Source organism: Schinkia acidoalkalinis (genome assembly GCF_054301215.1).
Genome location: NZ_CP182573.1, coordinates 3,797,876 through 3,812,107, shown reverse-complemented (window position 1 = coordinate 3,812,107; position 14,232 = coordinate 3,797,876). Strand labels below are relative to the sequence as shown.

Annotated in this window: 13 protein-coding genes; 5 read left to right on the top strand and 8 right to left on the bottom strand. The window is 37.1% G+C overall.

What is annotated here, in order from left to right:
• Positions 1 to 80: 80 nt before the first annotated feature.
• A complete protein-coding gene (locus ACNQFZ_RS19415; protein ID WP_458412955.1) occupies positions 81 to 977 on the top strand; it encodes a LysR family transcriptional regulator in 897 nt (298 codons plus the stop codon).
• Here ACNQFZ_RS19415 and ACNQFZ_RS19410 read toward each other — a convergent pair.
• Positions 974 to 2,329, bottom strand: a complete 1,356-nt coding sequence (locus ACNQFZ_RS19410; RefSeq protein ID WP_458412954.1) for an amino acid permease — start codon at positions 2,327 to 2,329, stop codon at positions 974 to 976. The two genes, ACNQFZ_RS19415 and ACNQFZ_RS19410, sit on opposite strands and share 4 nt — an antisense overlap.
• A gap of 212 nt (positions 2,330 to 2,541) precedes the next feature.
• Here ACNQFZ_RS19410 and ACNQFZ_RS19405 point away from each other — a divergent pair, with 212 nt between their 5' ends.
• The 3 genes from ACNQFZ_RS19405 to ACNQFZ_RS19395 are packed head-to-tail and all read left to right on the top strand — an operon-like array spanning position 2,542 to position 6,100.
• Entirely contained in the window at positions 2,542 to 3,900 is a 1,359-nt protein-coding gene (locus tag ACNQFZ_RS19405) for a spore germination protein (protein ID WP_458412953.1), read from the top strand.
• 17 nt (positions 3,901 to 3,917) lie between these two features.
• A complete protein-coding gene (locus ACNQFZ_RS19400) occupies positions 3,918 to 4,994 on the top strand; it encodes a GerAB/ArcD/ProY family transporter (protein ID WP_458412952.1) in 1,077 nt (358 codons plus the stop codon).
• Positions 4,991 to 6,100 (top strand): Ger(x)C family spore germination protein, encoded by a 1,110-nt coding sequence (locus ACNQFZ_RS19395; RefSeq protein WP_458412951.1) that lies wholly within the window; start codon positions 4,991 to 4,993, stop codon positions 6,098 to 6,100. The genes ACNQFZ_RS19400 and ACNQFZ_RS19395 overlap by 4 nt, the downstream gene beginning before the upstream one ends.
• 128 nt (positions 6,101 to 6,228) lie before the next feature.
• Here the strand turns inward: ACNQFZ_RS19395 and ACNQFZ_RS19390 are convergent, their stop codons facing one another.
• Positions 6,229 to 7,158: an aldo/keto reductase gene (locus tag ACNQFZ_RS19390; protein ID WP_458412950.1), complete on the bottom strand. Its 930-nt coding sequence runs from the start codon at positions 7,156 to 7,158 to the stop codon at positions 6,229 to 6,231.
• A gap of 120 nt (positions 7,159 to 7,278) precedes the next feature.
• Here ACNQFZ_RS19390 and ACNQFZ_RS19385 point away from each other — a divergent pair, with 120 nt between their 5' ends.
• Complete coding sequence (locus ACNQFZ_RS19385) at positions 7,279 to 7,689, top strand: VOC family protein (protein ID WP_458412949.1); 411 nt, start codon at positions 7,279 to 7,281, stop codon at positions 7,687 to 7,689.
• Between the two features lie 75 nt (positions 7,690 to 7,764).
• Here ACNQFZ_RS19385 and ACNQFZ_RS19380 read toward each other — a convergent pair whose 3' ends face one another.
• The 6 genes from ACNQFZ_RS19380 to ACNQFZ_RS19355 all read right to left on the bottom strand — a co-directional run bounded on the left by ACNQFZ_RS19380 (position 7,765) and on the right by ACNQFZ_RS19355 (position 14,207).
• The gene (locus ACNQFZ_RS19380; RefSeq protein WP_458412948.1) at positions 7,765 to 8,532 is read right to left on the bottom strand and encodes an SDR family oxidoreductase; all 768 of its coding nucleotides are present in this window, start codon (positions 8,530 to 8,532) and stop codon (positions 7,765 to 7,767) included.
• An 89-nt stretch (positions 8,533 to 8,621) separates the two neighbouring features.
• Positions 8,622 to 9,257: a GTP cyclohydrolase I FolE gene (folE, locus tag ACNQFZ_RS19375; RefSeq protein WP_458412947.1), complete on the bottom strand. Its 636-nt coding sequence runs from the start codon at positions 9,255 to 9,257 to the stop codon at positions 8,622 to 8,624.
• 173 nt (positions 9,258 to 9,430) lie between these two features.
• Positions 9,431 to 10,579, bottom strand: a complete 1,149-nt coding sequence (locus ACNQFZ_RS19370) for a cation:proton antiporter (protein ID WP_458412946.1) — start codon at positions 10,577 to 10,579, stop codon at positions 9,431 to 9,433.
• 156 nt (positions 10,580 to 10,735) lie between these two features.
• Positions 10,736 to 11,377 (bottom strand): FusB/FusC family EF-G-binding protein, encoded by a 642-nt coding sequence (locus tag ACNQFZ_RS19365; protein ID WP_458412945.1) that lies wholly within the window; start codon positions 11,375 to 11,377, stop codon positions 10,736 to 10,738.
• 144 nt (positions 11,378 to 11,521) lie between these two features.
• Positions 11,522 to 11,788, bottom strand: coding sequence for a CD3324 family protein (locus ACNQFZ_RS19360; protein WP_458412944.1), 267 nt, complete (start codon positions 11,786 to 11,788; stop codon positions 11,522 to 11,524).
• 223 nt (positions 11,789 to 12,011) lie between these two features.
• Positions 12,012 to 14,207, bottom strand: a complete 2,196-nt coding sequence (locus ACNQFZ_RS19355) for a DNA topoisomerase III (RefSeq protein WP_458412943.1) — start codon at positions 14,205 to 14,207, stop codon at positions 12,012 to 12,014.
• Positions 14,208 to 14,232 lie beyond the last annotated feature (25 nt).

The following is a 14,232-nucleotide window of genomic DNA, read 5'->3' as shown; positions in this document are numbered from 1 at the left end:
GCTCTTAACATAAGGAAAATAAATCTTTATAATATTTATAATAAGTATTTGCTTATCATCGTTTTGAAAGGTAGATGAAAATGGACCAACAATTGCTCGTTTTTTTAAAAGTTGCGGAATTGCAAAATTTTTCAAGGGCTGCCAAAGAACTACATATGACCCAACCTGCAGTTAGTCAACACATTCAAGCGTTGGAGCAAAAAATTGGAACAACTCTTTTAGAAAGAACAAATAAATACGTACGTTTAAATAGAGCTGGTGTGATTGTCTATCACCATGGCGTGGAAATCCTGCAAGCCTACAATCGTATGTCTAACCTAGTTAACGATTTAGTTTTTACGGGGAAAGGGGAGGTATCCATTGGGGCCAGCTATACGTTTGGCGAATATATTTTACCGCAAATTATTGCACAATTACGTTCTGAATACCCGCTTATCGTTCCAAAAATAACAATCGCCAATACTTACAATATTGCTGAAATGATTGACCAACAACAGCTTGATATCGGCATTGTAGAAGGACATTTTAAACAAGAAACGATAAAAATTGAACCACTTGCGGAGGACAATATGTTTGTGATTGTATCTCAGAATCACCGGCTAGCTAATCAGACGCAAATTCAATTGGGCGATTTACAAAATGACACCTGGATCTTACGAGAGATAGGCTCGGGTACAAGGGAAGCGGCGGAGACGATGTTTACTTTCTATGATTTCGCTCCAAAGGAAATTATGGAATTTGGCAGTACCCAGATTATTAAAGAATCTGTAGAAGCTGGTGTGGGTATTTCTCTTCTTTCACATTGGGCAGTAAAAAAGGAAGTTACCTTAGGGAGTTTAAAGCTATTAAAAGTGAATGGAAAACCGATTCTCCGTAAGTTTTCTGTCATACGAAAAAATGCGGAATTTTACACGAAGGCTTCGGAATTGTTTCTAGACATTTTACGAAAGAATAAAGCACTAAACTTTTCAGTTTAGTGCTTTTTCATACGAAAACCAACATAAAGAATCAAAAACCAAGCTGGTGCTACATATAATGCAACGCGCATTTCGGCGATAAAAGCCATTAAAACAATGACAAGAGCTAAAAAAGCAAGGGCTAAATAGGTCGAAATAGGATATAACGGCATTTTAAATAGTAGTCTACCAACTTGTTCCTTCGTTTTCGCTTTTCTGAACTTTAATTGTGAAAGAAGAATGATGGTCCAGCTCGTAATAACCGCTACCGTTGCAATAGAAGAAATATAAAGAAAAACTTGGTCAGGAACAATATAATTTAAGAACACCGCTACTAATAAAAATGCGGATGAAAAAAGAATTCCACGTCTAGGTGTACGATACTTGTTAAGCTTTCCAAAATATTGCGGACCATTTTTTTGCAATGATAAATTGTACAGCATTCTTCCGGAACTAAAGAGACCACTGTTAAAAGCAGATAACGCTGCTGTCAACACGACAAAGTTGATGATATTGGCTGCTCCAGGAATACCAATTTTATCAAAAATTAACACAAACGGACTGCCATTGGTCCCTATCTCGTTCCAAGGATATATAATCATCATAATCCCCAGGGCGGCAATGTAAAAAATTAAAATCCGCCAAACAACGTTGTTAATAGCTGAAGGAATAGATTTCTGGGGATTTTTGGCCTCCCCCGCCGTAATTCCTACAAGCTCGACGCCGCCAAAAGAAAACATGACTAAAACCAAAGACATTAGAATGCCGTGCATTCCATTTGGCATAAAGCCACCATGTGACCAGAGGTTTTGTATTCCAATAGGCTGGCCGCCGTTCCCGATACCAAAGAAGATCATCCCTAAACCAAATAGAATCATCGCGATAATCGCCACAACTTTAATGAGTGCAAACCAAAACTCAAACTCCCCATATGCCTTTACATTCGTTATGTTAATGACCGTTATCAAAATAAGAGCAACAAGAGCAGTCAGCCATTGTGGTACATCTGGAAACCAGTAGTTTACATAAACGCCGGCAACCGTCAGTTCGGCCATTCCAACAACCACCCACATGAACCAATAGGTCCAACCAGTAAGGTAGCCTGCAAACGGTCCTAAATAGCGATTTGCGTATGAACTAAATGATCCTGAAACAGGTTCTTCTACCGCCATCTCCCCTAATGCTCTCATAATTGTAAAAATAACAAAACCACCTACTAAATAAGAAAGCAGAATCGAAGGTCCAGCCATTTGAATTGTGGCACTGGATCCATAGAATAGACCAACACCAATTGCTCCCCCGAGGGCAATTAACTGGATATGTCTGTTATCTAAACCGCGTTGTAGTTTTTCATTTTCTTGATTTAACCCCACATACTATTCCACCTTTGCAACGATATTTATTCTTTTAGAATAACGAAAAAAAAGAAACTTTTCCATATGAAAGAAAATTCCCTATATTCAAAAACTATCATGCAACAGATTAGCAGCCTTACCTATGTTATCTAGGATTAAAATGTTTAATTTTGCAAATAGTATAGGTAGTAATTAGTAAATTTTGCATAGTACTGAAAAGGGGCTTGTTTATGTTTTTTTCAATTAAAAATGATGAAAAACTATTCACCAATATATATGAACAATTGCTTCCTTCACAAGATGTTGTGAAGGAAGCAATTCAGTCAAATAGCACTAAGCTCAATATTTTATATTATAAAAGCATAAGCGATGAAGAGAAAATTCAAAATTTATTGATTAAGCCATTATTTGAAATCAAAGAAAAAAAAGTGTTTGAAAGCTATCTTGAAACCCATCCCAAAATTAAAATGTTTCAGGATGAAAGGGATGCTATTCAACAATTGCTGAATGGAAAGGTCCTTCTTTTATACGAAAACACCTTTTTACTAATGGATGTTAAAAGGGAAGTAACCAGTACAGTTTCAGAAAATACAGTCGAAATCACAATAAATGGCCCTCATTTAGCATTAAGTGAAAATATTGCGACCAATTTAAATCTAGTGCGTGAACGGTATCCCCAACCATCTTTAAAAGTTGAAAATATAAAAGTTGGAACTATTTCCAAAACAAAGGTTGCTATTTTATATGATGAGAAATTTGTTAATAATGAAGTATTAAAAGATGTTCAAACCTTCTTACGAAATGTACAGATAGATGTTTTTCAATCTGGGGAGCAATTAAACGATTTGACATCAAAACATAATCGCTCGATGATGCCAACAATGATAACAACGGAAAGGCCTGATCGGATCGTCCATAATTTAGCACAAGGGAAGGTTGTTCTTTTAATTGCCGGATCACCTTTTGCCGTCATTGTTCCCACAGTATTTTATGACTTTATGTCGTCAATGGGAGATGTCTATCATACTTATTGGTCTGGTAGATTTTTAATTACCCTTCGTTATATAGGCCTAGTATTTACTGTAACATTTCCAGCATTATATATTGCATTAACATCCTATAATCCGGAAATTTTTCGTGTTCAATTGGCATTATCAATCGCCGGAAGTCGTGCGTCTGTCCCCTATCCATCCTTCATTGAAGTATTATTTATGCTATTAATGATGGAATTATTGACAGAGGCAAGTATTCGTTTACCTAAATCCATCGGACCAACAGCAACAACCGTTGGAGGACTAATCTTAGGTCAAGCTGCAACTGCAGCAGGGCTAGTTAGCAATATTATGATTATCATTGTATCCGCTGTTGCCATCTCTAATTTTGTCATTCCCGTCAATACGATGAGTTTTGCAATTAGAATGACAAAGTATTTTCTATTGCTTTTTGCAATATTTTACGGATTAATCGGCGTTATTATTGGAATATTTTTTATCCTAACTTATGTAATAAAGCAAGATAGTTTCGGTCAACCGTTTTTAAAGCTATTCATAGCAAAGCCTTCTGAAACAAAGAAAATGCTTAAAACATGAAGGGAGTATTCATGTAGTTGAACCGTTATTTTTTCTACTTAGTATTATTAAATATGTTGATAAATGTTGTTGTCTTCGTTCCCGAAATACTTTTAGCGGAACGATACAAAGGAGCCGTTATGGCCATTTTATTAGCTACCCCCATTGGAATGACGCTTACAATCATGTTTGCAAGATTGATGTCCAAGTTCCCACAAAAAGACTTTCCTGAAATCATCGGGCTTCTGGGAATAAAGTGGCTGCAGATGTTTATTTTAGTCTTTTTTAGCTTAGTATGGTTTTCGGCAGGTTCAATCACTTTAAATGCCTTTATTACTATATCCAAACGGTTCATTAATCCGAGTGCTCCCACCTACTCTTTATTATTTATCTTTTTGGTTGCCATTGTTTTTGCGATTCAGTTAAAGAGCGACCGTATTTTATATTTATTGGAAATCCTATTAATCGTAAATTTTCCTTTAATTGGCTTTATTATTTTTAAGGCAATGTCAAGTGAATATTTTGTTTGGGATTCGATATTAGAAGTTGGGACCTATTTTAATGAAGTTCCATCGTGGAGTGCAATCGGATCAGCATCTTATATATTTTCTGGTTATCTAAATCTCATTATTTTTAATAAGGTTTTTACAGAAAAGATTAAAAAACGTTGGTTTGTATTAATACTTTTTTTCGGGTTTTTCAATTCACTCACTTCCTTTTTTATACCAATCGGCTTTCATGGTGCAGACCCTGTTAATGAATATGTTTATCCCTGGGTTTCAACAGCCGATTCAATAAGAATAGAGTATGGGCCAATTGAAAGGGTTATTTTTTTATTTTTAACGCTCTACATATCCCTTTCTCTTATAAGCGTTACGGTACATTGGCATGTAGCATTAAAACTGATGAAAGGGGCTTTTTTATCACAAAAGTATGAAAGTAGGATCACATGGTCTATCATTGCTTTTTTTGTCATTCTATCTTCCCTTTTTGTCTATTACTTACCTAATAAAGAACTCCATATTATATCGAAATATTGGATGGAGGCTCGCCTTATTTTTGAGATTGTTGTAATTATGATCTTGTTTTTACTCGCAAGGAGGAAAAAATCATGAATAAGATTGGGAAACGAGGTTTCTTGATAGCATGTCTATTTCTCCTTGTTTTAGGAATCAGTGGCTGCGGCTTCAAAGATATCGATAAACGTTTTTTCGTTGTCGCTCTGGGTATTGATGCTAGTGAGAAAGAAAAAAATCTTTATTTGGTAAGCCTTAAACTGGCGATTCCTTCCGCTGATTTAAGTACAGGTGAAAATAAATTTATCATCATATCTGAAGAAGCAAAAACTATTACCGAAGCCATTAGGATGCTCAAAACAAAAGTGGATAAGGAATTAGATTTCAGCCATGCTAAAGTTATTATTTTCGGAGAAGAGGTGGTCAAAAATGAGTTACCTCCACACCTCGTTTATTGGCTACTACGCAGGAGAGATATTCAACAAATTGCATTCATGAGTATCGGAAATCCGACTGCATTAGACGTACTAAATGTCAAACCTATGTCGGAACGTCTTCCTTCCAATGCGTTATTCATCGCCTTTGGTAAATCCGGAACAGAAACACCTTATATTATGGCCGCTCCGCTTTTTGATTTTCTGCAGAGGTATCGAGAACGAGGTCTTGATCCCTACCTGCCTATCATTAAAGCAAAAAAGGACCTTCTAGAAATTAATACAATAGCTCTAATGGACAAAAAGAAAGTAATCTTAACACTTTCATCTGAAGAATCGAAACTGTTTAACTTACTTAATGATAAAATTAATAGTTTTGAATTAAAAGCGAACAAAGATGATTATTATTTTTTACTATTTGGTGAAAAAGTTAATACGAAATATTCCATTCAGACGCCGGTTAACCGAACACCCTTTATCGAACTTCACTTTGATGTTACCGGCATCATGGAGGAAGCTTTATTTAGTGTAACTGAAAAAGATATCCCGATTTATGAAAGAATTGTAGAAGAAGATTTTAAAGAAAAAATCGAAGAATTTTTACATAAATTACAAGAAGCAAATGTCGACCCTCTTGGCTTTGGGCTTCGTTATCGAGCTAGGCATTTTAATAATGATACGGAATGGAAAACATGGCAATCAATTTACCCAGAAATAGAGTTTAAGGTAATTGTCAATGTAAATATTGAAGGGGTTGGCATTGTTAGGTAGAAAGGAACTTAAAATACGTAAAAAAAAACGGGGCTGAACTGAATAAGTTGGGCACTACTCAAATGTTATCGTTTCTTACAATGACATAAGTAGTGCCTTTTTTTATGAATTCATTTTTAAAAATTTCCTCAGTACTTTATCCGATGCTGCAGGTACTTGCTCTTTTTAGTAAGTTTTTGTAATGTCTCATATTGCTCATTTGTCATCGTTGTTGATGCTACGGCTCTAATATTTTCCCGCAACTGCTCTATACTGCTTGCCCCTGGAATAATCGTTGCAACAGTTGCGTCAAATAAAGGATATCTCAATGCTAGGCCATTTATTGTTTGCAGCGATGTTGTCAGTTCATTCATTTTATGATTGATTTCTACTATTTCTTCAAACGAATAATCAAGATAACCGTTTTCCTGCAATTGATCTGTTTGTTTATCCCTCACTTTTTCAGTAAGCAAACCTTTTGCCAAAGGACCGCGGGCGATCACACTAATATTATTTTCCTTAAGCAGCGGTAAAAGCTCCTCTGGTCTTCGGTCAAGCAAACTATATTGCATCATAACACTTACAATACTTGACTTTTTTATAAACTCATTAATGACATTTGGTCGAATTGAAGAAATTCCGTAAAAGCGGATAAGTCCCTCTTTTTTAAGGTCCTCGAAAGCACCTATCGTTTCATCAATCGGGTCCTCCATGGTACCGCCATGTAATTGATATAAATCAATATAGTCCGTTTGGAGACGACGCAGGCTTTCTTTCACCTCTTCTTTTATATATTGGGCAGATGCATCCCAAGCCCAACCTTCCTTCTCCTTTGTCCAACGATTTCCTACCTTTGTCGCGACAATTACCTCTTCGCGGCGGCCCTTAATGGCTTTCCCTACGATTTCTTCGTTTAAACCAAAATCATAGAGGTCAGCTGTATCCAAAAAATTGATACCCACATGTAACGCTTCATGAATGATTCGAACGCCCTTTTCAACATCTGTACCAAGAGACATGCAGCCAAGTCCCATTTCACTAATGAATAAATCTGATGAGCCCAATCTGTTTTTCTTCATGATAGTCCTCCTCATTGTATATTTATTTTAACCTAGTCTTCATTTATGGTCTTTTTTAAAATTGGGTATAATGGATAAGAGCATATAATTGTACCACTAACTTAACGAAGGAGTGTTTACATGACTTTAAATGTTTATCTTACGTATAATGGAAATTGTCGAGAAGCAGTTGAGTTTTATGGAAACGTTTTTGGAGCGGAACCAAAAATAATGACACTTGGAGATGCACCGCCAAATCCAAATTCCCCTGTATCTGAAGAAGCTAAAAATCTAGTTATGCACGCCGAACTTACGGTCCAAGGAAGCAGGGTCATGTGTTCAGATAATTGTTCCGGTAGTCCCTTTCATCTTGGAAATAATATTACACTCGCGATAGTCAGCAACAACGTTGATGAACTCAAAACCTACTTTAATAAACTTAAAGAAGGCGGCAAAGTGGAAATGGAACTTCAGGAAACATTCTTTAGTAAATGCTTCGGTAAGGTAACAGATAAATTTGGTATTTCATGGCAACTTAGCTTCGAGAGTTAGTACAAAGTCGACTACAAAAAACGGAATCAAACAGAGACCAAGTTGGTTCCTTTTGATTCCGAAAAATTTCCTACCTTACTTTACCCCACGATTTACAACCTGTATCCCGCCAGATGCTGATATCACGCTACCGGTAATAAAGTCCGATTGATCCTCACATAAGAAGCGAATAATCCGCCCGATATCCTCACCTGTCCCAGATCTCCCTATAGGTGTATTGGCATTTTTCATCATTCTAGAAGTTTCAATATCCGCTTCCTTCATCACACCGATAATATCGCCCGGGCAAACCATGTTCGCGGTAATCCCATTTTCAGCTTCCTCAAGAGCCACCGTTTTCGTTAGCGATACAAGCCCCGCCTTTGCAGCTGCAAAGGCGGAACGATATTTCCAGCCAGGTGTATGTTCCGCATCCTGGAAACCATATGTTATGACTCTGCCAAACTTTTGTTTTCTCATTATAGGAATCGTTAATTTTAAAAAATGAAAAACGGCATTTAGATTCCCATTCATAATCTCGTACCATTCACGTTCATCGTAATCAACAAGCTTTTTCCGTTCAAAAATATAAGGACCAGCATTATTAATCAAATAATCAATTCTTCCAAATCGAATCATAGCCTGTTCGATAATATTCTCTATATCCTCTTTTTTGGTAACATCGCCTTGGACGAACTGTAATTGATCATGATACGGCTTCCATTCATTCATAAGTTGAGACACCCTAGTAACATCGCTGCGATAATTCACCGTAACAGAGCAACCCATCTCCAGAAATTGTTCCGTGACCTTTTTTCCAAGCCCTTTCGATCCTGCTGTTATTACTGCATGCCTCAAAAACATTCACCCGCCTTCCTAGTTAAAGTGGTCCCCATTATTATAAGATGGAGCTATTTCAAATTTTGTCGATTTACATCATTTCCCACAAAATACTATCTATTTAACAAGGACAAAAATTCAATGCGAGCATCTGCTTGATTCGCAAAAAGACCTCTCATTGCCGTAGTGGTAGTTGAAGAATTTGATTTCTTAATTCCTCGGCCGCACATACACATATGCTTGGCTTCCACTACAACCATCACCCCTTGCGGCTCTAACACTTCATTTATTGCATCGGCTATTTCGTTCGTAAGCCTTTCTTGAACTTGAAAACGTCTAGCATATCCTTCAACCATCCGGCCAATTTTTGATAATCCAGTAATTTTCTCATTTGGAATATAACCTACATGGGCAACACCAAAAAAAGGTGCAAAATGGTGCTCACACATAGAATAAAACTCAATATCACGAACAAGCACTAATTCTTGGTGATTCACTTCGAAAATCTTTTCTAAATGCTCTTTTGGATTTTCACGATAACCTTCTGTGTACTCAAGAAAAGCTTTTAAAACACGAAATGGCGTTTCCTGGAGACCATCACGATTTGGGTCATCTCCGCATAATTCTATTAAATCTTTAAGTGAATCCATCACATTTTGCGCTTGAACAAGTTTTTCTTCTAGTTCAGGTTTATCCCCAAATATTTCAAGTATCTTTTCAGATAATAATTCATTTTCCTTAATAGCCATAAATTTACTCTCCTCTGCCTTTTCAATCAAACAAAGATGTATCTTAAAACAAACAATATAATATAAAAAATAGCCTATACCATTTGGTAAAGTCAATTAATTTGAATTATTAAATTGGAATTAATATAAAAATAGAAACGATGCCCTAGGCGAGCACCGTTTCTATACATAGTTCATGCAACTTTTACTTGCTCCTTAGCATTAAAAAACACTTTCATCAATGGCGGCGTGATGATGGTCGTTACTAGTACAACCACGATAATAACAGCAAACATCTCCTCGCTTAAAAGCTTGGATTCAATACCAACTGTCGCCATAATCAATGCTACCTCCCCGCGGGAAACCATGGCTGAACCGATCCCTAATGAACTTTTCCAACCAAAGCCAGCACCCCTAGCACCAAGGGATGCGCCAATCAATTTTGTTAGGATGGCCAGCATGCTTAACAAAATGATCAGCCCAAGGTTATCAGCGAGTCCATTAAATTCTGCTTTAATTCCGATTGAGGTAAAAAAGACAGGAACAAAGATAGAGTAACTAATTGTTTCAACTTTCTCAAAAACTTCCTGCTTATAATCTGTAACACTTATCGCAACACCTGCAATATAAGCCCCAATAATGGCAGCGACACCGGTATATTCAGCTAAATAAGCATATACAAAGCAGATAATCAATGCTGATGAAATGACTGTTTCAGTTACCTTTAAAGAAGAAAACTTACGCAGGAACCAAGGAACAACCTTCCAACCAACTAAGATGGCCCCAGCAAAGAATAATACTTTTTTTGAAATTACCATTGTTAGATTAACATCCCCACCCGCAAAGCTCATTAAAAACGCCAATGCTACAATGACAACGACATCATCAATTACAGCCGCTCCAAGAATAGTGGTCCCTTCAGGCGTTTTTATTTGCCCCATTTCTTTAAGTGCCTGAACAGAGATACTTACACTTGTCGCAGAAAGCAATAACCCCAAAAACCACGCTTCCATAGTAGTTGATCCCAAGAAGATACCTGCAAAATACCCTAACATCAATGGAACAATAATCCCACCTAGGCCAACATACGTCGAAGACAGGCCTGTTCTTTTAAATTCCTTCACATCAGTTTCAAGTCCGGCAATGAACATTAATAATATCACGCCAATTTCACTAATCTCCTGCAATGTTTTCGTTTCATTGACCAACCCTAAAACGGAAGGCCCCAATACAATCCCTATTAACAGTTTTCCAAGAACAGAAGGCTGGCCTAACCTTACACTTACACTTCCGGCAACTTTTGATGCGACTAAAATAATTGCTAATTGAAGTATTAATAACATGCAATTTCCCCTTTCATTTCTCCTTTTAATGATGAACATACAAAAAGAGCCAGTCACCAAGGGACATAGATATCCCATGGTGACTGACTCCTCCTAAAAGCCTTACTATTTAATTACCTATATAATAACATATTTTTAACCAAAATTGTTCACTAATTATTTCCAGTCTTTAAGAAGCCCCACAAAATCATTTAATTTTTCTAATGAAGTCAGATTTTCGTTGCATTTTTGACTATCTGTGCAAATATAATTTCCCCGTTTCGTAAATGTTCCTTGTTCTTTTCCTTTTATTTCACCAAGAAACATGCCAACTTCTCCAAGTCCATTACAAAGTGCACAAATTCCCTTTTGGTTTGCATGAGTAAAAGAACCCTGAATCCCTTGGAGTTTGTTATTACAATGAGTCACGATATATTTTTTATTTGTACCAGTATCCTCCCAACTTACATACACAACATCCTTTAGATCCATCCTATCTATTGGAGGAACTGACAGCTTCTTCACCTTTGGAAATAGTTTTCTTATAGCCTGTTCTGTTGCACTAAAAGGAATTACGTATTGTTTTAATTGTGCTAAAAATCTTTCGGCCATTTCTTTATCATGAATCTCAACAACTTGCGAAATAAGCCTGGTTTGCTCCTCAGTCATATTGAGAAACAGCGCTACTGTATTTTCCAATACCATAGCTTCCAACGCCTTAATTACATCCTCATCCTTTGCGGTTGAATGACCATTAATTAACTTCCTTATTTGCACTTTAATAAAATTGTACTGACCAGTACGAATAAATGGTTTCATTTTCATCACTCCACATAACAAATTACTTTACTATTATAGAAATAATCAGACCCTCCCAAAATATAAAAAATGATTTAGAATCAATTTTTACATAGGCATAAAAAAACACCGACAATCTCTATAAGATTATCAGTGTCTGCTTTATTATTTATTTGAATAAACAATTTTTTTGATTGATTCTATTGAAAGGAAATACTCCTCAGCCAACTCTTTAATGGAGCTTCCACTTCTAAAAGCCTGTTTTATGCTTACATTTCTATCTGCAATCGACTTTCGTGCCCCAGAACGCGCGCCCCACTTTTGGTGGCTGCCTTCGGGTTTCGGAATATAGATCATTTCACCTTGAACATACTTTTGAATTTCTTTTATTAATTCTTGCGGCAACACCGCAGCTGCTTTTACATAATTCATTTCAAGCCAGCTCCCTTATTTTTTCGAATTAAAATAAGGTGCAAAGCCTACTATCAGAAATGATGGTAAAAGTCCATTAGGCGATATTTATTATTTTCCACCCATGCAAAGTATCGCCTTTCCGATACTAGGCTTTGCATGAGAAGCTGCACTCAATGGCATTTTCATTGCCATATGATCACCTCCAAAAATGTTCATTAATTTCCACCCAATACTCAGTTTATTATTTCAACTTCAATTTAGCCAGTGCATCTGCCAAAGCTGTATTAATCGGCTCATCCTGTTTATTTTGCTTTTTTAAATAACTTGCAACATCTTTTTTCGATACTTTTGTATTTTGATTTTGCTTTCTACGCTCTTGGAATGTGGATAACTTTTCACGGTGACCACATTTACATACAAAAATTTGTCCTTCCCCCTCGCCGCGCAGTTCCAGTTTTTTATGGCAATTTGGGCATCGTGCATTCGTAATCTTACTTAGGTTTTTACGATGACCACATTCCCGGTCCTGGCAGACAAGCATTTTCCCTTTCTTGCCATTGACTTCCAGCATAAGTTTTCCGCATTCTGGGCATTTTGTTCCGGTAATGTTATCGTGCTTGAATTTTTGCGAATTGTTCTTTATTTCATAAACAACCGTCTTCGCATAGTTTTTCATATCACTAATAAAAACGTTTTTTGAAAGCTTCCCTTTCGCAATCAGTTCCAGCTTTTGTTCCCATTCAGCTGTTAATGCCGGTGATTTTAATTCCTCCGGCACTAAATCAAGGAGCTGCCTACCTTTTGAAGTCAGAAAAATTTCTTTGCCTTTTTTCTCAATTAAAAATGTGTTAAACAACTTTTCAATTATGTCAGCTCTTGTGGCCACTGTTCCTAGTCCACCTGTTTCACCTATTGTTTTGATTAAGTCTTTGCTTTCACCAGCCATGTATTTCGCCGGATTTTCCATCGCTGAAAGCAGTGTAGCTTCGTTAAAGCGTGCAGGGGGCTTTGTTTCCCCTTTTGTTTCGTTTACAGACGTTATTGATAATGGATCACCCTTTGCAATGGAAGGAAGGAGCTGATCTTTCATTTCCTCGAGATCATCCTCGTCATCGTCAAAACGATTTTCATACACTTCCTTCCATCCCATGGAAGTGACCGTTTTCCCTTTAGCAACAAATATTTCGTCTGCAATACTTCCTTTAATTGTAGTTTGTTCATATTCAAATGGTGGATAGAGCACTGCCAAAAAGCGTTTAACAACTAAGTCATAAATTTTTCGTTCTTTATCCGTAAATTTGTTAAGTAAGACGGTCTCCTCTGTTGGAATAATGGCATGGTGGTCCGACACCTTGCTGTCATTCACAAAGGAGCCATTTCCTTTAATCGGTTTTTGCGTAAGTTTATGGGCCAGTTGTTTATACGGACCGATTCCACTGGCTTTGACCCGCTCTTGTAAAGTATCAACGATATCCGATGATAAGTAGCGCGAATCTGTCCGTGGATAGGTAAGCACTTTATGCTGCTCATAAAGCTTTTGCATAATTTGCAACGTTTCCTTTGCCGAAAATCCAAAGATTTTATTCGCATCCCGCTGTAGTTCTGTTAAATCATAAAGTTGTGGGGCATAGCTTTTTTTCGCCTTTTTCTCAACGTCAACAACCTTTGCTGGTTTGTTCTTCACTTTAGCTACTATTTCATTGACTTTGTCCTTAGAGAATGTTTTTCTGTCATTGTTAATACGGTCTTGCCATGTCAATACAATACCTTGATTCGTTTTGACTTGAACGCCGTAATAAGGCTTTGATTTAAAGTTTTTGATTTCCTCTTCCCGTTTCGCAATGATTGCCAATGTTGGCGTTTGGACGCGTCCACATGATAATTGCGCATTGAATTTGCATGTTAGGGCCCTAGTAGCATTCAATCCGATATACCAGTCCGCTTCAGACCTTGCAACAGCAGAATGATACAGATTATCAAACTCCTTGCCATTTCTTAATTTTCGAAAACCGTCTTTAATCGCCTTATCTGTTACAGAAGAAATCCATAATCGTTTTGTCGGCTTGTTCACTTTTGCCTTTTCAAGAATCCACTGAGCAACAAGCTGCCCTTCGCGGCCTGCATCTGTGGCAATGACGATTTCACTGACATCGCTGCGTTGCAATTGACTTTTTACCGCATGAAATTGCTTACTCGTCTGCTTAATGACAACGAGCTTTAATTCCTTAGGCAGCATTGGCAAATCTTCAAGCTTCCACGTTTTATATTTATCATCATAGCTTTCCGGATCTGCTAGTGTAACTAAATGGCCTAATGCCCATGTTACAATATATTGATCACCTTCCAAGAAGCCGTTTCCTTTTTTATGACAATCGAGCACCCGGGCAATATCGCGGGCCACTGATGGTTTTTCAGCTAATACTACTGTTTTTTTCATGATAACATCCTTTCAGTTCTAACTA